21 protein-coding genes and 1 pseudogene are annotated in these 19,378 nt (G+C 72.3%); 9 read left to right on the top strand and 13 right to left on the bottom strand.

The annotated features are described in order from the left end of the window. Positions 1 to 413: 413 nt before the first annotated feature. Complete coding sequence (locus ACIBEC_RS39180) at positions 414 to 1,034, bottom strand: LysE family translocator (RefSeq protein ID WP_360508781.1); 621 nt, start codon at positions 1,032 to 1,034, stop codon at positions 414 to 416. Continuing rightward, on the bottom strand, positions 1,031 to 2,572 hold the full coding sequence (locus ACIBEC_RS39175; RefSeq protein WP_360508778.1) for a DUF885 family protein: 1,542 nt from the start codon (positions 2,570 to 2,572) through the stop codon (positions 1,031 to 1,033). Before ACIBEC_RS39175 ends, ACIBEC_RS39180 begins: the two co-directional genes overlap by 4 nt. 53 nt (positions 2,573 to 2,625) lie before the next feature. Between ACIBEC_RS39175 and ACIBEC_RS39170 the strand changes: the two genes are divergently transcribed. After that, positions 2,626 to 4,074 (top strand): PLP-dependent aminotransferase family protein, encoded by a 1,449-nt coding sequence (locus ACIBEC_RS39170; RefSeq protein ID WP_360508775.1) that lies wholly within the window; start codon positions 2,626 to 2,628, stop codon positions 4,072 to 4,074. A gap of 609 nt (positions 4,075 to 4,683) precedes the next feature. On the opposite strand, the pseudogene ligA reads toward ACIBEC_RS39170, so the two are convergent. Beyond that, positions 4,684 to 6,697 (bottom strand): annotated as a pseudogene (gene ligA, locus ACIBEC_RS39165) (NAD-dependent DNA ligase LigA); the annotation flags it as partial. Positions 6,698 to 6,833: 136 nt separating this feature from the next. Further along, positions 6,834 to 7,466 carry a hypothetical protein gene (locus ACIBEC_RS39160; RefSeq protein ID WP_360508772.1) on the bottom strand — a complete coding sequence of 211 codons (633 nt, stop codon included), beginning with the start codon at positions 7,464 to 7,466 and terminating at the stop codon, positions 6,834 to 6,836. A gap of 158 nt (positions 7,467 to 7,624) precedes the next feature. Between ACIBEC_RS39160 and ACIBEC_RS39155 the strand changes: the two genes are divergently transcribed. After that, entirely contained in the window at positions 7,625 to 7,888 is a 264-nt protein-coding gene (locus tag ACIBEC_RS39155; protein WP_360507199.1) for a hypothetical protein, read from the top strand. Between the two features lie 114 nt (positions 7,889 to 8,002). Here the strand turns inward: ACIBEC_RS39155 and ACIBEC_RS39150 are convergent, their stop codons facing one another. From ACIBEC_RS39150 to ACIBEC_RS39140, 3 genes are all read right to left on the bottom strand, one after another. Then, on the bottom strand, positions 8,003 to 8,743 hold the full coding sequence (locus tag ACIBEC_RS39150; protein WP_360507208.1) for a ThiF family adenylyltransferase: 741 nt from the start codon (positions 8,741 to 8,743) through the stop codon (positions 8,003 to 8,005). Between the two features lie 26 nt (positions 8,744 to 8,769). Then, positions 8,770 to 9,156 (bottom strand): hypothetical protein, encoded by a 387-nt coding sequence (locus ACIBEC_RS39145; protein WP_360507211.1) that lies wholly within the window; start codon positions 9,154 to 9,156, stop codon positions 8,770 to 8,772. Between the two features lie 73 nt (positions 9,157 to 9,229). Next, entirely contained in the window at positions 9,230 to 9,391 is a 162-nt protein-coding gene (locus tag ACIBEC_RS39140; protein WP_360507197.1) for a hypothetical protein, read from the bottom strand. Between ACIBEC_RS39140 and ACIBEC_RS39135 the strand changes: the two genes are divergently transcribed. Both ACIBEC_RS39135 and ACIBEC_RS39130 read left to right on the top strand, forming a co-directional pair. Then, positions 9,381 to 9,929, top strand: coding sequence for a tat (twin-arginine translocation) pathway signal sequence domain-containing protein (locus tag ACIBEC_RS39135; protein WP_360507194.1), 549 nt, complete (start codon positions 9,381 to 9,383; stop codon positions 9,927 to 9,929). The two genes, ACIBEC_RS39140 and ACIBEC_RS39135, sit on opposite strands and share 11 nt — an antisense overlap. Before the next feature lie 171 nt (positions 9,930 to 10,100). Then, positions 10,101 to 11,270 (top strand): protein-L-isoaspartate O-methyltransferase, encoded by a 1,170-nt coding sequence (locus ACIBEC_RS39130; RefSeq protein WP_360507191.1) that lies wholly within the window; start codon positions 10,101 to 10,103, stop codon positions 11,268 to 11,270. A gap of 331 nt (positions 11,271 to 11,601) precedes the next feature. Here ACIBEC_RS39130 and ACIBEC_RS39125 read toward each other — a convergent pair whose 3' ends face one another. Both ACIBEC_RS39125 and ACIBEC_RS39120 read right to left on the bottom strand, forming a co-directional pair. Continuing rightward, entirely contained in the window at positions 11,602 to 11,895 is a 294-nt protein-coding gene (locus tag ACIBEC_RS39125) for a hypothetical protein (RefSeq protein ID WP_360507188.1), read from the bottom strand. 71 nt (positions 11,896 to 11,966) lie between these two features. Next, positions 11,967 to 12,326 (bottom strand): hypothetical protein, encoded by a 360-nt coding sequence (locus ACIBEC_RS39120; protein WP_360507185.1) that lies wholly within the window; start codon positions 12,324 to 12,326, stop codon positions 11,967 to 11,969. Positions 12,327 to 12,605: 279 nt separating this feature from the next. Between ACIBEC_RS39120 and ACIBEC_RS39115 the strand changes: the two genes are divergently transcribed. Genes ACIBEC_RS39115 through ACIBEC_RS39105 form a run of 3 tightly spaced genes read left to right on the top strand, consistent with a single transcriptional unit; the run spans position 12,606 to position 14,700 of the window. Beyond that, on the top strand, positions 12,606 to 13,523 hold the full coding sequence (locus ACIBEC_RS39115) for an aminoglycoside phosphotransferase family protein (RefSeq protein ID WP_360507183.1): 918 nt from the start codon (positions 12,606 to 12,608) through the stop codon (positions 13,521 to 13,523). Positions 13,524 to 13,564: 41 nt separating this feature from the next. After that, a complete protein-coding gene (locus tag ACIBEC_RS39110; RefSeq protein WP_396290088.1) occupies positions 13,565 to 14,071 on the top strand; it encodes a hypothetical protein in 507 nt (168 codons plus the stop codon). Then, complete coding sequence (locus tag ACIBEC_RS39105) at positions 14,056 to 14,700, top strand: dihydrofolate reductase family protein (RefSeq protein ID WP_360507180.1); 645 nt, start codon at positions 14,056 to 14,058, stop codon at positions 14,698 to 14,700. Before ACIBEC_RS39110 ends, ACIBEC_RS39105 begins: the two co-directional genes overlap by 16 nt. A gap of 409 nt (positions 14,701 to 15,109) precedes the next feature. Here ACIBEC_RS39105 and ACIBEC_RS39100 read toward each other — a convergent pair whose 3' ends face one another. Beyond that, positions 15,110 to 16,429, bottom strand: a complete 1,320-nt coding sequence (locus ACIBEC_RS39100) for a hypothetical protein (protein WP_360507177.1) — start codon at positions 16,427 to 16,429, stop codon at positions 15,110 to 15,112. Positions 16,430 to 16,748: 319 nt separating this feature from the next. On the opposite strand from ACIBEC_RS39100, the gene ACIBEC_RS39095 reads away from it, so the two are divergent. Both ACIBEC_RS39095 and ACIBEC_RS39090 read left to right on the top strand, forming a co-directional pair. Beyond that, positions 16,749 to 17,039 (top strand): hypothetical protein, encoded by a 291-nt coding sequence (locus tag ACIBEC_RS39095; RefSeq protein ID WP_360507175.1) that lies wholly within the window; start codon positions 16,749 to 16,751, stop codon positions 17,037 to 17,039. Positions 17,040 to 17,093: 54 nt separating this feature from the next. After that, positions 17,094 to 17,258, top strand: coding sequence for a hypothetical protein (locus ACIBEC_RS39090; protein ID WP_360507172.1), 165 nt, complete (start codon positions 17,094 to 17,096; stop codon positions 17,256 to 17,258). A 330-nt stretch (positions 17,259 to 17,588) separates the two neighbouring features. Here the strand turns inward: ACIBEC_RS39090 and ACIBEC_RS39085 are convergent, their stop codons facing one another. The 3 genes from ACIBEC_RS39085 to ACIBEC_RS39075 form a co-directional block, all read right to left on the bottom strand. Next, a complete protein-coding gene (locus ACIBEC_RS39085; RefSeq protein WP_396290068.1) occupies positions 17,589 to 17,978 on the bottom strand; it encodes a hypothetical protein in 390 nt (129 codons plus the stop codon). Positions 17,979 to 18,111: 133 nt separating this feature from the next. Next, a complete protein-coding gene (locus tag ACIBEC_RS39080; RefSeq protein ID WP_360507169.1) occupies positions 18,112 to 18,465 on the bottom strand; it encodes a hypothetical protein in 354 nt (117 codons plus the stop codon). A 337-nt stretch (positions 18,466 to 18,802) separates the two neighbouring features. After that, complete coding sequence (locus tag ACIBEC_RS39075) at positions 18,803 to 19,255, bottom strand: hypothetical protein (RefSeq protein ID WP_360507166.1); 453 nt, start codon at positions 19,253 to 19,255, stop codon at positions 18,803 to 18,805. Positions 19,256 to 19,378 lie beyond the last annotated feature (123 nt).

Here is a 19,378-nt window from a genome sequence, read left to right as displayed (position 1 = left end):
TGTCCTGGCCAAGATACCGCGGGGCGCCTGCGAATTCATTATTTTCGAATAGCCTGAGGAGAGCGGCAACGAATCCCGAAGATGTCTTTACGGGTCTCCGGACGCAATTTCCGACTCTGACGACACTTTGAGTGATCCGTCCACCGGTCAGTGCGACACCATCGGACGAATCAGTCATTCCAGCTACTCCCATGCCTACGTCCTGACAAGTCCACCGGCAGGCCGGAACACCGGGGTTCGGGTGGGCGACCGGTCGGCGGGCCGGTTGCCCATGCCCGGTCACAGGACGGCCGCTCAGGCCGTCGCGGCGGCGAAGTCGCGGATCAGCGCCCGGACGCCGGCGGGCTGCTCCTCCTGGGAGAAGTGCCGCGCGCCTCCCCGCGACCGGCCCGGGGTAGCACCTCGAAGCGGGTTCAGACGAACACCAGGGCCGCCAGGGCGAGGTACACGCCGCCGACCGCGTAGGACAGCCGCCGGTCCCCGCGCGGCGTGCCGCGGAGCCGGCCGGTGAGCGCGGCGCCGAGGAGGGCGTAGCAGAGGTCCAGGGCGAGCGCGACGGCCAGGAAGACCGCGCCCAGGACGAGCATGCGCGCCCGGGTCTCGGCGGCGGGCAGTCCGGTGGGCACGAACTGGGGGAGGAAGGCGAGGAAGAACAGGACCACCTTGGGGTTGAGCAGGTTGACCAGGACCGCGTCGCCGTAGACCCGGAGCAGGCGGCGCCGGGCGGGCTCCCGCCGCCCGTCACCGGCCGGGGACGGGCGGCGGGCGAGGGCCCGCACGCCCAGGTACGCGAGGTACCCGGCGCCCGCGTAGCGCAGCACGGTGAAGACCGGCGGGTGGTCGGCGACCAGCGCCGCCAGGCCGCCGACCGCGAGGAGGACGTGGACCAGCGTGCCGGTCTCCACCCCGAGGGCCGAGACCAGGCCGGCCCGCCGTCCGTCCTGCACGCTGCGTGTGACGATGTAGATCAGGTTGGGCCCCGGGACGGCGACCAGCGCCAGCGAGGCCAGCAGGAAGCCGGCGAGCGAGGTCATCCGCGGTCCAGCGCGGTGGGCAGCAGGCCCAGCGGCGGGGCGCCGAGGTCGAACATGGCGGTGTGGAAGCGGCGCAGCGAGAAGGTGGCGCCCCAGCGCTTCGCGGCCTGTTCGCGCAGGTCGAGGATCGCGAACTTGCCCCAGGTGTACCGGCCGTAGGTGGGGTCGAAGAGTCCGCGCCGGGCCTCGTGCAGGGCGGCCGGGCCGGCCAGGGCGACGTCCTCGGTGAACCGGGCCGCCGCGTCCGCCAGGGTCATGGCCCCGGTGTGCAGCCCGATCGCGCAGGCGAAGCGGGCGACCCGGCGCAGTGCGTCCTGGGCGACGGCGACGGCGACGCGCGGGTCGCCGTCGCGGAAGCCCTGCTCCAGGGCCAACTCCTCGCAGTAGTGGGCCCATCCCTCGATGAAGGCCTCGGAGTGGAGGGTGCGGCGGACGTCGGTCGCCGCCCGGCGCAGCGCCCGGAAGTGGCTGGCGTGCCCGGGGGCCACCTCGTGGATCGCCATGTTGGGCATCAGGGTGCGGTTGAAGCCGGTCGAGAGCCACTGGTCGCGCTCCGCTCGCGACCAGCCGGTGTCCGGGAGGGTGACCCGGAAGCCGGCGGGCGCGTCGGGCTCGTACGGCGCGGCCGCGAACAGCCCTGCCAGTGCTCGGCGTTGGGAGTCGGGCATCGGCTCGACGAGCACCTCGACGTCGTGGTCGGGCACCAGGTCGTGCCGGCCGGTCCAGGCGACCGTCTCGTCGACGAGCCTGCGGAACTCCGCCAACACCCCCTCGGCGTCGGGGTGGTCGGCCTGCAGGGCCCGGACGGTGGCGGCGGGCGAGGGAGTTCCGGGGTCGACGCGGCGCAGCGACTCGTCGAGCAGCGCCCGCAGCCGGTCGCGCTCCGCGTCCACCCGGGCGGTCATCGCGGTGAGGTCGACGGTGCAGGCCTCGGCCGCGCCGAGCAGCCGGGCGAGCGCGGGGCCGCCGAGCGCCGCCGATTCCGGGCCTTCGGCGGCGGCCCGCTCGAGGTGGGCCAGGAGCCGGGCGTGGGCGCGGCCGGCGGCGGCGTGGACGGGACCGCCCTGGGGGTCGACGTAGGCGGCCAGGCCGCGGGCGAGCGGCAGGGTGGCCTCGGCCAGCGGCGCGGGCACCCGGTCCAGCGCCTCGACGGCCACGTCGACGGCGTCCGGCCAGCGGTTGAGGTGGGCCTGCCGGGCGGCGTCCCGTTCGGGCTGCGGCGCGTACGGGCGGTCGTAGCCGGACAGGTCCAGGTTCTCGATGTGCCACAGCGGGTTGCTGCGGTGCAGTTCGAGCTCGCCGAAGCGGACCCGCAGGGCCTCCTCGGCGGCGGCCGCGTGCGCCTCGTCGTGGGGGTCCGGGTAAGGCGCGGTGCCGGCGGGGCCGCCGAGGGCGGCGAGGCCGCGGCGCACGCCGTCCGGGGAGAGGTCCTGGACGGCGCCGTCGTACTGGTGCAGGCCGGCGCTGTCGCGGGCGGCGACGACGGAGAGGTCGCAGACGGCGGCGAGTCGGGGGTCTGGAGTCGAGGTGGTGATCATGCCGCTAGCCTCTGTCAGCGGCGGGGCGTACTCCCGTGCCAATGGAGGGGAAAGTGGACCGGAATCGTGGGACCTCCGAGCCCGCCGAGCTGATCGACCTGCTGGGCGACTGGAGTTCGGCCGAGGGGCCGCTGTACCGGCGGCTCACCGAGGCGTTCGTGCGGGCCGTACGCTCCGGGGACCTGCGCCCGGGGGACCGCCTGCCGCCCGAGCGGCGGCTCGCCGACGCGCTCCCGGCCAGCCGGGCCACGGTGGTCGCCGCCTACGACGCGCTGCGCGGGTCCGGCCTGGTCGAGACCCGCCGGGGCAGCGGCACCCGGGTGTCGGAGGGCGCCGCCGTCCACCGGGCCCCGGTGGACGGGCGGGTGCGCGGCGGCCAGGCCACCGCGGTGATCCAGCGGCTGGTAGCGCCCCCGCCGGACGTCATCTCGCTGGGGCAGGCGGCCGAGGCCGGCGGGCCGGACCTGGCCGGGGCGCTGACCGACCTCGTCCGCGAGGACCTGCCCGGGCTGGTCCGCGACGCCGGCTACCACCCGGCCGGACTGCCCGCCCTGCGCGCGGCGATCGCCGACCACCACGCCGCGCACGGCCTGCCGACGGCACCCGAGCAGGTGGTGGTGACCACCGGGGCCACCCAGGCGGTCACCCTGACCGCCCGGCTGCTCCTCGGGCGGGGGTCGACCGCGGTCGTGGAGTCCCCCGGGTGGCCGGGCTGCCTGGACGTCCTGCGGGCCGCCGGAGCGCGGCTGGTCGGCGTCGGACTCGACTCCGACGGCATCCGGATCGACCGGCTCGCCGCCGCACTCGCCGAGCACCGGCCCGCGCTGCTCTACCTGATGCCGACCTTCCACAACCCCACCGGCACCCTGATGTCCGCCGGCCGCCGACGCCGGGTCGCCGAACTCGCCGCCGAGCACGGCGTGACCGTCCTCGAGGACAGCGCCCACGCGGCGGCCCTCGCCCCCGGGCAGGCCCCGCCGCCGATCGCCGCGCACCCCGCCGGGGGCCCCGTGCTGACGGTGGGTTCGCTGGCCAAGGCGGTCTGGGGCGGCCTGCGGATCGGCTGGATCCGCGCGCCACGCGACACCGCGGCCCGCCTGGCCCGGCTCAAGGCGCTCGACGACCTCGGCAGCCCACTGCTCGACCAGGCCCTCGCCGCCCGTCTGCTCCCCACCCTCCCCGCCCTCGCCCCCGAACGGGAACGCCTCCGGCGCGAGCGGCTTGCCACCATGACCGGCCTGCTCGCCGCCCGCCTCCCGGACTGGCACTGGCAGCCGCCGCACGGCGGTTCCGTGCTGTGGATCCGCCTCCCCGCCGGCACCGACGCACGCGTCTACGCCCAACTCGCCCTGCGCCACGGCGCCGAGGTCGTCCCCGGCGCCACCATGGATCCGACCGGCGCCCACGACGACCACCTCCGGCTGCCGTACTCCTTCCCTCCGGACACCGCCGCCACCCTGGTCACCCGCCTCGCCACGGCCTGGGCCGCACTCCCCCGCTGACGCGGTCGGAACGGCCGCCGGCACGGGTGAGCATGATGTGCCCCCATGAGGTCGTGGTTCTCCCAGTGCGGGCGGCCCTCCCAGATCAGGTCGGCGGCGCCGCGCTGCTGCTTCTGGAAGATCTCCAGCAGCGGCGGGTGGGCCGTGTGCTCGTAGCGCGCCTCCACCCGGGAGACCCGAAACAGCTCCATGAAGTCCGGGATGGCCTTCTTGTCCAGGCCTGCGATCGCCTGGGCGATGACTCCTCCGCTGCGCTCCAGCTCCTCTTCCCGCCTTCGGGCGATCATTCCCAGGAGGTCGTTCACAATGGCGTCCTTGCCCCGGCCCTCGCGCCTGGGGCTGTGGTGCACGGGGTGCGGGCAACCGTACGTCGCCGACCCTGACGGCAGGCTCTATCCGGTGCCCGTCATCACCAGCGGTGGTGTTCCCGAGTTCGGGGCGGTCGCCGATGGTGTCCGGCCGGACGGCGCATGCGGACCGGAGCTGAGCCGGCCCTGGCCGCACGCGCACTGGTACTCCCCTGCCGGGCTCCAGCGCCGGGGCGCCCTTCAGATTCCCCTGCTGTACCGGACCGCACCGTCGCGTCCGCCGAACTGAGGTAGGACCCGCAGCGAACTCCTCCGGGGTCGCGATCCGGATTCCCAGCTCCTCGGCCTTGGCCTTCTTGGAGCCCGCCTTCTCCCCGGCGACCAGCAGGGTGGTTCGCTTGGACACCGAGGACGAGGCCTTGCCGCCGGCCCGCTCGATCAGCTCGTTCATCTCGTTGCGGGAGAGGGCGGCGAGGGCCCCACTCATGCTGCCCGTCACGACCACGGCCTGACCGGCGAGAGGGCCGTCCCCGGCTTCGGTGTCCCCGTCCTGCGAGGCTGCCGTGGCAGCCGGGACCGTTTCGGCGGTGCCCACGCCCAGCTTCGCGAGGCGGTCCAGGAGCGGGGCGAGCTCGGCGAGCTCGGACGCGATGACGCGGGCCTTCTCGGTACCGATGCCGTCCACTGCCGCCAGCGTCTCGGCGTCCGCGGCGCGGATTGCGGCCATGGAGCCGAAGTGCGCGGCGATGCGGCGGGGCATGGTCCGCCCGGTTCCGCGGATGCCGAGCGCACAGAACACCCGGTTCAGCGGCTGCGTGCGGGCGGCCTCCAGAGCGGCCAGCAGGTTGTCGGTGCTGGTCTCGCCCATGCGCTCCAGGCCCAGGAGCTGCTCGCGGGTGAGGGTGAACAGGTCGGCCACGTCGGCGACGAGTCCAGCCTCGACCAGCTGTACGGCGCGGGTACCGCCGAGGCCTTCGATGTCGAGCTGGTCGCGCCCGGCCGCGTAGATGATGGAGGCGACGGCCTGGCAGTTTCGGCCGCGCACGCACCGCCAACGCTGTTCCTCGCGGTCAATGGCGTCGCCGCATCGTGGGCAGACCTCGGGGAAGGCGATCGGCTGCTCGTCACCGGTGCGCGCCTCGACCACCGGCGCCTCCACCCTCGGAATCACGTCACCGGCCCTGCGCACGAAGACGGCGTCCCCGATCATCAGGCCCCGGCGCTCGATGTCGGCGGGGTTGTGCAATGTCGCGAACGTGACGGTCACGCCGTCAATCACCACCGGCTCCAGCAGCGCCCGCGGGGCGATGATCCCGGTCCGGCCGACGTTCCACTCCACCCCGAGCAGCCGGGTCACCTTGTGCTCGGCGGCGAGCTTGCGGGCCACGGCCCACCGTGGGGCCCGGGAGCCGGACCCGGCGTCCTCCTGGTCGGCGGCGGCATCAGCCTTGATCACCACGCCGTCGATGCCGAACGGCAGCCGCGCAGCGCTTCGATCTCCTCGATGCGCCGCTGGACCTCGGTGATGGCGGTGCAGCGCGTCGGGTGCGCCGCGGCGGTGGCGGCGGTGTTGGCGCCGAGGACCGCCAAGCGGGCGAGGAGTTCAGCGTGGCCGAGCCCGGGAAGGCCGATGGCGTCGTAGGCGAAGAAGGTCAGCTCGATCCGGTACGGGCGGTCCTTGGCCCGCATGGTGCCGGCCGCGCCGTTGCGCGGATTCGCGAACGGTGCGGCGCCATGCTCGATGCGCACCTGGTCAGCGCGGTCGAACTGCTCCTGGGTGAGCAGCACCTCGCCGCGCAGCTCGATGTCGACCGGCTCGGTGAGGCTGGCGGGCAGGCCGAGGACGGCGTCGGCGGCGTGGGTGATGTCCTCCTCGGCGAGGCCGTCGCCCCGGGTGATCACCTGCTGCAGGCGTCCCGCCCGGTACCGGGCCGTGATCGCGAGGCCGTCGAGCTTGGGTTCCACGCACCAGGCGGCGACGGGCCGCCCGAGTCGCCGCTCCAGCCCGGCGGCCCAGGACTCCAGCTCCTCGGCCGAGAACACGTTGTCGAGCGACAGCATCGGCATGCTGTGCGGGACGTCGCCGACGACCGCGCCTCCGGCTACCTTTCCGGACGGCGAGTCGGGCAGCACCTGGTCGGGGTGCTCATCCTCGTAGGCGGTGATGGCCCGCAGCAGGGCGTCGTACTCGTCGTCCCCGAGCGGGGTGGAGCGTGCCCGTAGTACGCGGCGGCGGCCTGCACGGCGGCGGCAACAGCGTCGGCGTAGGCGGACGGGGAGGACAGCGAAGCGGCGGCGTCGATCATGCTTCCCATCGTCCCGGCCGGCACTGACAACACCGCTCCCCCGGTCCGACGGACCACGCCCACCTGCTGAACGGGATCGTGGCAGGCAAAGCGCCTGGGCGCCGGTTCAGGACTTGAGGATGGAGTGCTGGGCGACGGCCAGCACTCACGTCGACCAGTGGGCGTCGTCGATGTCCGGCCGAAGGGTCTCGGTGGGCCTGGCGAAGTCCGGGGCGTACTCGACGCCGTCGCTGCGGATGGAGAGGGTGAGGGTGAGCATCTGGTCGGGTCCCGGCACGAGGCTGACGTAGACGCTGACTCCCCCGGAGGATTCGGCGCTGAACTGGTAGTCCGTACCCTTCTCCGGCTCGCTGGGGGTCCAGATCGGCTTGACCTGCTTGTAGCCTTGCAGCCGCCACTGGTTCTCGATACCGCTCTTCAGTTCCAGGCGGTGGGACGCGCTGATCCTGGTCCGGGCGGTGAGCCGGCGGTCGACGAAGAACAGCCTGCTCAGCTCACCGTTGGGACGCGGCTGGTGCCGCTCGACGGAGTAGCCCGTATCGGTCAGCGCCAGGCCGGGGCTCAGGGTGCCGACCGTGGCCTGGAGAGCCTGCTCGCTGCGCTGGCGGAAGCCGTCCGCGGTGAAGCGAACCTGTTCGGGCCGGGGAGCGGGCGGGTGCGCTTCGTCGTAGCTGATCCACCACCACACACCCACGTGGAGCGCGAGCACGACCCCTACCAGGCCGGCGAGACCCACCGCGGCGCCGAGACAACCCTTCGCCAGCCCCTTGTCGAACACTTCGCCTCCCCTCCGTCCCGCTCCGTCCCATCACCGTAGGCATGGGACCCGGGCCTGCGCTTGAGTACCCGTACTCAAGCGCAGGCCCGGACGGGGCGGGTCCCCCCGTGGCGCACCCACGGCCTGAGCACCTTGGGTGTGACGGCAGGGAAGGGCAGTTGAACGACGAGCTGCGCTACGACCTCGCCGTCGGCCTGGTGGCCGGCAACCCCTACGCCGGTGGCCTGCCGGTGCTGGATGCCGGTGAGCGGGTTACGCCGGCGGCGGTGTGCGCGCCGGTCGCGGCGATGCCCGTCACCGTGCTGAACGACCCCGTGCGGGAGTTGCCCGTGCTATGCGCGGTGATCGACGACCCGCTGGCCCTGGTCGCGCAGGGGTCACGGGGCGGGGGGAAGCCCGCAGTCGGGAAGTTCTTCAAGTAGACCTCGCCGCCGGTGATCCCGACTCCTGCGGCCTCGAGCGCGGACCGCCAGCATCATCGCGGTGACCGTGACACCAAGGCCGTTGCCCCAGCGCAGTGAGCCGGTCACAAGGCGTCACCGCCCCGACTTGACAGCATCATTGGGAATCTCCGTTCGTGTGGTGGTCGTGCTGCAGGAGGGGCAGTGGGGGTTGCGAGGGTGGGTGAGGGGGGTGAGCGGCTGGCCGGTGGGGGCGATGAGGCTGTGCCGGTGGACGGTGGAGGGCGCGAACTCGCGGGTGCCAGTGAGGTGGGTGATCACGGTGTGGGCGGCGTAGGTCCCGGCGAGGCCGGCGGTGACGGCGGTGACGGGGTGTCCGATCGTGCGGGGCAGGGCGACGGTCGGTACGTCGGCGTGGATGCCGGGCAGGCCGTGGGCGATGGCGTCGCCGTGGCGCAGGCACTCCCAGCACGGCCGGCCCTGGCCCGGGACGAACAGGGTGGTGCTGATCACGGGGCCGTGGTAGCCGGGGTCGACCCAGGCGCAGCCGGCTTCGAGGGCGGCGCGGTTGGCGGTCAGGCGCAGGCCTTGGGGTTCGTCGGCGACGAGGATGAGGAGGTCGCAGTCGCGCATCAGGCGGGTGAACTGGGGTCGGCGGGTGATCTGTTCGGGGATCGCGACGATGTCGAGTTCGGGGTGGCGTTCTTTCAGCCGGTCCCACGCGGCGTCGACTTTGGGGCGGCCGATGTCGGTGGTGGTGTGGAGGTGTTGGCGGCTCAGGTTCGATTCCTCGACGCGGTTGTGGTCGGCCAGGACGAGGCGGCCGATTCCGGCGGCGGCGAGGGCGGCCGCGGCGACCAGGCCAGTGCCGCCGATGCCGACGACGGTGACTACGGAGCGGGTCAGGATGCGCTGGAGGTCCCAGCCGGTGCGCCGGCCTTCTGGTCGACCATGTCCAGGTACTCGGCGGTGCGCCGGCGGCGCTGGACGGCGCCGGGCTCGAGGTCGGTGTGCGGGCCTGCGGTGGCCGCGTCCTGAAGGTGCCCGGCCCGGATGAGGTCGGTGAGCAGGCGGCCGATGCGGGCGGAGGGTATGTCGGGGTGGGTGGTCTGCATGGCGCTGAGGACGTCGGCGGTGGTTCGGGTGCCGTCCAGCAGGCGTAGCAGCGGCAGGCGCCATCCGTCGGGGTCGGGCAGGGTGCTCGCGATCCCGGGGAGCGAGCCGATCTGCAGGCGGCCGTCAGGGCGGGTGCTGGGCTGGCGTTCGGTGCGCAGGCGGGGGTTGCCCACGGTGGCTCCTGGGGTCGGGGGGCGGAGCGGGCCCGGCACGAGGGCCGGGCCCGCGGCTCGCTGGCGGCGGTGGCTACTGGCCGGAGACGGTCAGGCCCAGGAGCTCGGAGTCGGCGGCCGGGCGCAGCCCGGTGTCCTCCTCCTCGGTGCTCTCCGGCTCGGCGGCCAGGACGAAGGCGTTCCTGCGCCGCTCCACCGGCCGAGTCGACGCCCAGACCCGGGCTATGCTGCTCATCACCAGCGCCCGCGCCTACGGCGCGACCAAGCAGGGCAGCAGGGCCGCGGACGCGCTGCTGTCCGCCGAGGACGAGCTGACCCGCGGCACGGACCCGGTCGCCGACTACGCCCTGGCCGCCGGGCCGGCCGGCGCCACCATCAGCTCCCACACCGGGAAGACGCTCTCCGAGCTCGGCGACCACAAGAACACCGAGAAGCACCGCCGTGCCGCGCTCACCGGCCGTGACCCGGAGAAGTTCCGGCGCATCCACGCACTGACCCTGGACGAGCTGGCCGGCACCCTCGACAAGCAGAACCACATGGACGAAGCCGTGAGCACCTGGGGACAGGCGCTGACCCTGATGGACGGCATCACCTCGAAGCGCAACACGGAGTCGATCAAGAAGATGCGCGAGACGATGCGGCGCTACCAGGCACGCGGAGTACCCGGTGCGGCCGCCCTATCCGAGCGGGCACGGCTGGCCCTGACGGGCCGAACGGCGGACGCGGAACCGTTCGCACCCCCTTGCCGCTCCTTCACGCCCTCTACCGCGTGATGGGGGCGTGCACGAGGATGGGTGGCCGATCGTTGCACCCGACCGAAGGGGAACCGCGATGGGTGAGCACGAGAAGCCGGCGCCGGATCCCGGGCAGGGGACGCCTCCGCCCGGCAACGCCGATGGGCAGGTCCCGCCGGAGCCGGAGTCCGACGGCAAGCACCGCAAGTAGTGGCCTCCGACGAGGACCTGGCCGGACGCCGGACGTGCCTGGACGCGGAGATGGAGCGGTGCGGGGCGTGGCCGGCCGGGGCGCCGTGGCTGCGCGAGGCCTTCGCCGCGCTGCCTCGGGACCGGTTCGCACCGGACCGGTTGTGGCGCTGGGACGGCCGAGCCTACGTGGCCCTCGACCGCGGGGCGGATCCGGGCGGCTGGACGGACGAGCTGTACTCAGGAATCTACTCCGCGGCCGTCACCCAGCTCGACGACGGCCGACCGTCCTCGTCGCTGTCCGCGCCCTCCGTGGTGGCGGACATGCTGGACAGCCTCCAGGTGGCCCCGGGGCACCGGGTGTGGGACATCGGCACCGGCCAGGGCTGGACGGCGGCGCTGACCTCCTGGCGGACCGGCCCCGGCCTGGTGGTGTCCACCGAGGTGGACGAGCACCTGGCCGCCTTCGCCCGCACCCGGCTCTCCGCCGCCGGACTCGACCCCGTGGTCACGGTCGCCAACGGCACCGCCGGCGGGCCGCCCGGCGGCGGGATGGTCGACCGGATCCACGCCACCTACGCCGTCGAGGCCGTGCCCTGGTCCTGGGTGGAAGCGGTACGGCCGGGCGGCCGAATCGTCTACCCCTGGGGACGGCTCGGGCACGTCGCCCTCACCGTCGCCGACGACGGCCGCAGCGCCCAGGGATGGGTGCAGGGCCTGGCCCAGTTCATGGGCGACCGCCACGGCCCGACCCAGGCCCGCACCGGCAGCGCCGCCTACGCCGCAGTGCGCGGAACGGCCGAACCGCAGGCCCGCCAAAGCGTCGACCGCGACCTGAACCCGCTGGACACCTGGGACCTACGCTTCGCTCTGCGGGTGGCCGTCCCGGACGCGGTGCTGCTCACCGACCGGGACGCCGACGGCCTCAACGCCTGGATCCACGACGGTGACCAGTCGTGGGCCACGCTCGTCGCACGGGGCTCCGGTGAGCCGTCCCTGCTCCTCCAGGGCGGACCGCGCCGGCTCGGTGACGAGGTGCTGGCCGCCTGGACGCAGTGGGAAGAGCTCGGCCGGCCGGTGCGGTACGACTACGGCATCACCGTCACCCCGCACTCCCAGTGGGCGTGGCACGGCGATCCGGACGTCGGTCCGCGGTGGCCGATCGGCCGGCTGCGATCCACCCTGCGGTGACGGCCAGGCACGAGAGGCGGCGCCGGGCCCCGGGCAGGAGACGCCTCCGCCCAGCACGCACAGCTGCCCGCCGACGGATTCGTCGGCGGGCAGCGTGCTGTCAGTCGATGGCGGCGCTGGTCCCGGCCCGAGCTGCGCCTCGTCGTGACGATCCCGAGCCCGATGCCACCAGGGGCTCCATCAGCAGCCCCCTGTGGGGCTCCCCAACTCCGGTACCCGGGCTGTCGCGGCGTCCTGTGGTGACTGGACCGTCTCGGTTCGTCAGCAGGAAGACAGCCAGCACCGCGCCTGCCTTCCCTGGAAGCACGCGCGGACGGGCGGGCTCGCGCCCTCAGAGGTGGACTACCTGCCCTGCGGTGTCCAGCCAGCACCAGTTGACCGGCGCGTGCTGCTTCTTCAGCGCGAGGCGCCCGGTCCCGAAGGCCTTGAGAGCGGCCTCGACGGCGGCGGGCAGAGTGTCGAAGTCCTGCGGCACGGGGACGCGGAGCAGCAGGCGTTGCTTGCGGTGGAGGAGGAGGATCTCGCCGGCCGGGGTGCACTCCAGCAGCTCGAAGTGCTTCAGGGCGAAGGTGCCCGCCAGAGCGCAGGCCCGCAGGATGCCGGACGGCAACTGGCGGATCAGCACCTACAACACCGGTCCGGGGAAGAACTGTTGACGGCTGGTCTGAGCGACGGCTCGGCGAGACCGGTTTAGGGTCAAGGGCATCTCCGAAGTAGGCCCCCAGGCCCGATCCCGTACCGACCTGCTTCCCGCCCCAGCAGGATGGTCGCCGTCCGGCCCCGGTCAGACGACCTGTTCGGCATGGCAGCGCACCGATACCTGCCCTGCCGGAACGCGGTGACCGCCTCGATGGCGGTGACCGCGGTGAACACGGTCAGGGCTGCCGCGAGCCCCTGCCGTGCCGAGATCCGGTTGGTCACCGTCGCCAGCAGGTCGTAGCAGACGTGGGCGATCATGAGCGGCAGGATCGCACCCGACCTGCGGTACAGGAGCACGCATGCGATCGCCCAGGGCGCGACCTGCAGCACGGCCAGGCCGTACTCGATGGAAGCCAACGGGTTCGCGCATTCTCAGAGGGGAATTCCCGGGAACCCACGTGCCTGTGAGCGGTCTTGGAAGGGGAAGCACTCGGGTTCCGACCGCTCGCCCTTGGGAGCGGGTTCTTCCCGTCCCCGGTCAGGGTGCTTTCGGCAAGGTGATTGGGTCTGAGTGAGAGCCAGTTGTGCGCTTGTGAATCCAGCGAAAGCGGGCGAGCCCCCACAGGCGAGGCAGATTTTCGATCGCTCGATCGAGTGACCCACGGGCGGACCGCTGCCCGACTACCGTTGATCCGCATGACCCACACCCAGTTCGAGATCACGGCGGAGCTGGTCCGCCACCTGTTGCGTGACCAGCATCCCGACCTGGCCGATCGCCCGGTGAGGCTCGGCGCGCGTGGTTGGGACAACCAGCTGTGGCGGCTCGGCGACGACCTCGCCGTCCGGTTGCCCTGGGCGACACAGTCCGCCGATGCGCTGCTGCTCAAGGAGCACGCCTGGCTGCCCGCCCTCGCCCCGCACCTTCCGCTGCCGGTCCCCGTCCCGCAGCGCCTCGGCGAGCCCTCCGAGCGGTTCCCGCGGCCCTGGATCGTCACCACCTGGGTACCGGGCGAGCCCGCCGACCGCGCCCCCGTCACGCGCGCTGCAGAGGCGGCCGACACCTTGGCCGACTTCCTGACGGCCCTTCACCGACCTGCCCCCGACGGGGCACCCGCCGGCCGTGACCGCGGAGGACCGCTGGCCGACCATGCCGAAGGCTTCGCCAAGCAGCTCGCCTCGGCCACCGACATGGGGCTGATCCCCGACCCGGACGCCGTCCGCGCCGTCTGGGAAGACGCCGCCGCCGCGCCCGAATGGGAAGGCCCGGCACTGTGGCTCCATGGCGACCTGCACCCAGCCAACGCCCTCACCGCGGACGGCACCATCTGCGGCGTGATCGACTTCGGCGACCTCTTCGCAGGCGACCCGGCCATCGACCTCGCCGCCCCTTGGATACTGCTCCCGGACGGCGCCGCCGACCGCTTCTACGGGGCCTACCAGCCGACCCCGGACGCCGCGACCCTGCGCCGCGCCCGCGGCTGGGCGGTGTGGCGCGCCCTCGCCGGCATCCTCATCGGAGAGGCCGGCGCCCACGGGCGCCCCGGCGGCAAGGCCACCTGGGGCCCACCCGCCCACGCCGCGTTGCGACGACTCGTCGCAACGGTCCGCGCCTGAGCCCGAGCCGCCGAGCGGTAGATGTGACGGAGCGTCACCCCGTGCACAGAAGCACGATCGACTTCACGAAATCCGTGCCTGAAGCGGAACAGCCTTCCCAATACAGCTCAGGGGCGCGTCGGAGCCTTGATGAAGAGTTCAGGGTGGGCGGCGTGGACGTACTTCATCGCGGTGGTGCCCGAGACCCCGAAGGGCCGTTTCGCCATGACCTCCAGCACCTCACGCACAACGCCGTCAACACCAATCCGCACGCGGCCCCGGAGAACAGCCTTCTGCTGCCCAGGGCCATCGCCCTCCTCCACCACCGAGGACTGCGAGAAGCCGCCGAGCAGACCGCTCTCGCGCTGGGCGAACCGGACACCAGCCCGCCGGCTGAGAACCCGTCTTTGAGCCGCCGAGCAGCAGCAGGGCTGCTTCTTGACGCGCCTTGGAAAAAAGTTGTGGGCCGCTGTCGATCCGATCGCGTCCCGTTCGACGTCATGATGTGCGGCGGCTCGCCGCACGGTGACACGACAACCCGACGAGGAACCACGTGGATCAACTGCTGAGAGTCATGAACTTCAACGTCTCGAGTGACGGAATCGGTGCCGGTGCGCACCAGAGTCTTGAGAGTCCGTTCGGCCACGACCATCCCGAGAGGCTGTTCGCCTGGGCCGGAGCCACGGCGAGCTGGCCCATGCGCACCGACCCTGGGGGAAGCCGGGGCCTCGACGACTACTTCACGCGAGACTTCGCACGCAACATCGGTGCCGAGATCATGGGCCGCAACAAGTTCGGGCCCCAGCGCGGGCCTTGGCAGGACGATGAGTGGCGCGGCTGGTGGGGGGAGGAGCCCCCGTTCCGCACGCCGGTGTTCGTCATGACCCACCACACGCGTCCGTCGTTCACGCTCTCCGACACCACCTTCCACTTCGTCGACGGCGCCCCGGCCGCGGTCCTCGAACAGGCGCGGGAAGCGGCACAGGGCCAGGACGTCCGTCTCGGCGGCGGTGTCACCACCATCCGACAGTTCCTCGACGCCGACCTCGTCGACACCATGCACGTGGCGGTCTCACCGGTGAAACTCGGGTCCGGACTACGCCTCTGGGAGTGCCCCGACGAGCTGCTCGACCGGTTCCACCTGGAGGTCGTGCCCAGCCCGAGCGGCGTGACGCACCACCTGTTCTGGCGAAGGTGACGCGAGGACCCACTCGGGGTCGGCTGAAACGGCTGGCCAAGCTGACACCTGCAGGCCCCCGCCTCGATGGCCGCCGCCCTCACGGGTGGCGGCCATCCCACGAAGTGACGTCGTTTCTCACGCATTCACGGCCCCGCTGACCGCCCATCGACGCTCAAACCGATGGACAAACGGCTGCTGCTTGAAGCTCACAAAACGCGGCCCCGCGGGTCAGGTCAGCTGCTGGTTGCGGGGCGGGTCAGCCCATCACGGTCTCGGCATGGCTCGTGAGCGCGTCCAGGAGCGCGGTCTGCTGCTCGGTCAGCTTCCCGTCGGCGCGGGCCCCGCCTGCTCGCGGCCCCAGGCACGGGTGCTTCGGAGGTCGCGGAGTTGACCGTTACTCGGTCTTGTATGCGGAACCGAGTAACGGTCAGGTGTTCCGGGTCCACAGGGTGGCGGTAACGGTCATCCCCTGCTGGTCGCTGCCGGGCTTGGCTATGACTTTGAACCACGCCACCGAGTCCTTCGCGGTGATCGCGCAGTAGGCGGAGCGACGGTGACTTTGCTGAGCGGCGCCGGGGTTGGGCATTCCCTGGCGCATGGCGTCCTCGCGGCACTGGTCCGGACCGGGTTCCTGCGCCGAGGACGTCCCCCAGGCCTTGAGGTTCGGGTAGACCATGGTGACCGAGTTGAGGGTGTAGCAGGGCTGCCGGATCGTCAGGTCCGCCGGGGAGTTCACGACATTCATGACGTCATCCGGGTCCAACGCGGCCCCGCGAGCCGGATTGAAGTCCATGATGGCTTGCTGGCACATCCCCCCTGGCGGCGGAACGTTGATGGTCGAGTCCCGGCACCGGGCTGTCCGTCCCGGTGCATCGGCTTGCGAAGCGGCCGGGGGCTGGGACAAGGGCAGGGACGGGGTCGGGTTGCCGGTCGGGGTTGCCGGGGTGGTCACGGCTGGCTGCGGGGCGGTGGTGGCGTTGCCGGAGGGAGCCGGCTGGCCGGTAGGTGGGGCGGCCTGAACGGTACCGGGCGTACCCATGCCGTGAAGAAGCAGGGTGATCCAGATTCCCGCCGCGCCGAGCAGGCCGAGCAGCACGCCGATCAGGATCCACGGAGCCCGCCTGGAAGCCGTCGCGGACCCGGGCCAGGTGATGCGGCCCGTTTCGTGCTGGGGGAACCGTGCCGTGGGGGTGGCCGGCACGGGCTGCGGCCACCACGGAGGCACCTGTTCCCGGGCGGGAACCCGCAGGTCAGGGTCGTCGAGAAACCTGAGTTCTCGAGGCAGCAGTTGCTCTGCCTGCGCGGCCTGTGCCCGGATCAGGTGCCGTTCGGCCCCGAGACGCTCGGCCGCCGGTTCCGCGGTGCGCAGTCGTTGGTGGGCTGCGGTCGGCGTCGTCTGCCCGGACCGGTCCAGCCGCTCGAGATGGCTTTTCAATATCCAGATCTCGTAGTAGGCGTGGGACAGCGCGGCGTCTTTGCCCAGGCCTTGTCTCACCAGGTCGAAGATCTCGCGTAACTCGGCGTTGTTGCTCACCTCCATCACGGCGCCGTACAGGCTGAGGGTGATTTCGCGGACGTCGAACGTCAGCGGTCCGCCGGCGGCTTTCTCCACATCGGTCATCAGGAGTTCCATGAACCGCCACGGCCAGGTGCGCCCGCCGTTGGCGTAGCGGGACGCGGTGGACTTGGGGATCCCGTGCCTCTTGTTGAACTCGGAGCGCGTTTTCATGCCGGCCTGTTGCAGCATCTGCTCGATGTGCGTGTTCAGGGCCCGCTGCGCTTTGGCATGCGGCGTCGCAACGATTTCGCTTCCGGCCGGTCCTCTCCTTGGACGTCGCTACTGTGGTTTTCCGGTTGCACCGCGTTCCTCCCCATCGGTGGCCCGGGCAGGCCACGAACCCGGGTTCCCGGTCGGCAACCCGCTGGCGCAGCAGCCCACTTGGGTACACCGAATGTCTCCGGAGCGGTTCCCCTTCCGCAACCGCCCCTCTGGCACCCAGGCTCGGTGAAGGTCCCGCCGGTCAGCGCCGGGACGTTCACCGAGCACGTTTCCGGGAGGAATGTTCATGCTGCCCGTGTCCCTGTCGCGAGCCCTGTTCGGGCCCGCTCGCACGACCACCATCCTGGCGAGCGCGATGCTGCTGCTTGTCGTGCTGCTGGCCAGCGCGCCATCCCTGCTCGTGCTCTCCTTCAACAGCGCGGGGCCCGCACGTGTCCAGAAACTGGTCGAGCTGATCACCGACTGGACTCGTGTCCTGATCGCCACCGACGCCACCACCCGGCGACCCCACACCCCGCCCCCCACGAAGCGCCGACGGCGCCGGGCCGGCGGCCCGTCCTGCCGCGCCAGGTCCTGATCCGTCTTCGGGCGAGTGGTGCGGTTCACAACGGCGGGATGAAGGAGCACTTTCGTGTACGGGGATCTGGAGACCGACCACGACGTCCTGGTGACGCTCCACCGCTTCGCGCTGGCGACCGCCGAGCAGCTCCACCAGCTGCAAGGCGGCGCAGCCGGGATCAAGCAGACCCAGAAGCGCATGGCCCGGCTCCAGCCGAGGGCCTGGCCGAGTTCGTGACCCTGCCGCAGGCCGGCCGGGCGAAGACCTGGCACCTCACTGCGGCCGGCTCCGCCGTCACCGCCACCTTCCCCGAAGCCCTGCGCCCGACCGCCCCGGTGTCCGGCTCGGAGAAGCCGACGGTGCGGCACGGACGCGAGCACCTGCTGGACGTCGGCCGGATCCACGCCGCCTTCGTCACCGACGCCCGCACCCACGGCGAGGCCTGCGGCCCACTCGACCTCCTCCCCCACCCGGAACTGCCCGCCGGCGAGGGCGGGGTGTACCGGCCCGCCGCCCACCTCGCCTACACCACAGGCCGAGGCGACGACCGGCACCGCCTGCGCGCCTTCATCGAACGCCACCGCCCCGGCACCGGCGACGAACAGACCGCGGCGCAGCCGGCGGCCTGCGCCCGGGGCTGGGAGCAGACCGGCGAGGACGGTTCAGGTCGGGCATGGGAGCGGCGCTGGCGCTCCTTTCCGCGACGGCGGCCGGCCACCGGGCCTCGTCCTCGACCCGGGCCGCCTCCAGCAGCGGGGCCGCCGTGTGGCCGAGGTAGACGACCGGCAGAGGGTCCGCCACGACCGCCTCCTGCCCGGGCGGGGCGTCGGCGACTGGCTGGTACAGCGCCTGCGCCGCCGAAGCGCAGGCCCCGACCGTTGCAGTCAGGGCGGCGATCAGCCGGGCGTGGCGGCGTCGGCGTGCGGGCAGGTCCAGGCGGGCGGGAGTCGCAGTCACGCACGCCGCGGTGCACAACGCAAATGCGCGCGACGGCCCGGTGAACGACGCCGACCGGCACACCGGGCGCCAGCACCACCCGGTTCCTTCTGGCGTGCGACCAGCCCGGACCGGCGGCAGGTGTCGCCGCCGCTCAGGGCCGGTCGTCATGGTGGCCACACAACCAGGCCAGCGCCGTGTAGGAGCCCAGCATCCGCTCCGCATCCGCCACCCGCGCCTCCTCCGTCCGAGCCGCTCCGGTCCGCAGCGCCACGGCCGCGGCCTGGCACTCGGGCAGCAGCTGCGCCCGGCACGGCCCCGATGGGCCTGTCATGGAGGCGGTCGTCACCGGCACGGGCATCCGCGCGCCGACCGCCCACCGGTACGCCTCCAGCAGTCCCTGCTCGTACTCGGTGAACGGCCGGCACCGCGCGTCGAGCCCCTCCAGGGCGGCGAACACCTCCTGCGCCGACCGCACCCCCACCACCGCCGTGTTCTCCTCCGTCATGCTCCCGCCTGGCGAAGACGGCAGGCGGCCCGCGCGTGGGTTGCGCGGGCCGCCTGCTGCGGCGTTCGTCGGCCGTTGTCCGGAGTGCTACACGTGGGCGCGGTGGCGGCTGTAGTGGGTGATCTCCAGCACGGTGAGCCCCCAGAACAGTGCGAACATGCCGGCCACCGACTTTCGCCTCGATGCCGGACGAACCAGCGCCGAGGCAGAACACTGAGCGCCGACGCGTTCCCGATCAACAGCCGGCGAAGTGCAGGTCCGCTCGTGGAGCTGGCCCGGCAGGATGCCCGGGTGGAGATTCGAGCACCTGCGCTCTCACGGCAGTGTCCACCGCGTGCTACACGGGGCGAAGAACGGGGTCGATCTCGGCCAGGATTTCGTGCAGCTGACGAGCCCCCAGGGAAACGCGGTCGTCAGTGTCCCGCAGCATCTCCTCGCACAGCTGCATCGCGTTGTCCCGGTCCTCGGAGAAGATGCTGAACACATCGAGGACTGCGGTGTGGATCCAATCGCTGTGATTGGAGTCGGCAACTGCCAGTGCGGCGGCGACTACTGCCAGCCCAATCCTGTCCTTTCGCCGAAGCACGGCTTCCGCGGTCACCCGGGTGACGAAGGTGTCACCGGGGTCGAGCACGAGCTCCAGCAATGGCCCGGGGGCCTCCTGCATCTCGGCGAAGCCTGCCAGGCCGTGACCGGCATCCGCCCGGTCACGGTAGTCGTGGCTTCGTCCGAGCTCGCGAAGCGCCTGGACAGCTGCACGCCGCCGGTCTCTGTCCACCTGCTTTCCCACCCCTCCCGCGATTGTCAAAGTACCATCGAGACGCCCTACAGATGATCGCCCGGACCGGCCCAAGGTCGTTCCGGCGGATCAAGGCGTCATAGGCTCCAAGACATGCACAGCACCTTGACGGAA

It is taken from the genome of Kitasatospora sp. NPDC051164 (genome assembly GCF_044455625.1).
In the GTDB taxonomy this organism is placed as follows: domain Bacteria; phylum Actinomycetota; class Actinomycetes; order Streptomycetales; family Streptomycetaceae; genus Kitasatospora.
Note: the sequence above shows the minus strand (reverse complement) of the source record. Positions and strands in the feature narration are given on the sequence as shown.

Excerpts from the sequence above, each read along its gene's own strand:
- ACIBEC_RS39175 (WP_360508778.1), bottom strand. The coding sequence starts at position 2,572 with ATGATCACCACCTCGACTCCAGACCCCCGACTCGCCGCCGTCTGCGAC.
- ACIBEC_RS39095 (WP_360507175.1), top strand. The coding sequence starts at position 16,749 with ATGCTGCCCGTGTCCCTGTCGCGAGCCCTGTTCGGGCCCGCTCGCACG.
- ACIBEC_RS39180 (WP_360508781.1), bottom strand. The coding sequence starts at position 1,034 with ATGACCTCGCTCGCCGGCTTCCTGCTGGCCTCGCTGGCGCTGGTCGCC.
- ACIBEC_RS39135 (WP_360507194.1), top strand. The coding sequence starts at position 9,381 with ATGCTGCTCATCACCAGCGCCCGCGCCTACGGCGCGACCAAGCAGGGC.
- ACIBEC_RS39115 (WP_360507183.1), top strand. The coding sequence starts at position 12,606 with ATGACCCACACCCAGTTCGAGATCACGGCGGAGCTGGTCCGCCACCTG.
- ACIBEC_RS39100 (WP_360507177.1), bottom strand. The coding sequence starts at position 16,429 with ATGCTGCAACAGGCCGGCATGAAAACGCGCTCCGAGTTCAACAAGAGG.
- ACIBEC_RS39140 (WP_360507197.1), bottom strand. The coding sequence starts at position 9,391 with ATGAGCAGCATAGCCCGGGTCTGGGCGTCGACTCGGCCGGTGGAGCGG.
- ACIBEC_RS39080 (WP_360507169.1), bottom strand. The coding sequence starts at position 18,465 with ATGACGGAGGAGAACACGGCGGTGGTGGGGGTGCGGTCGGCGCAGGAG.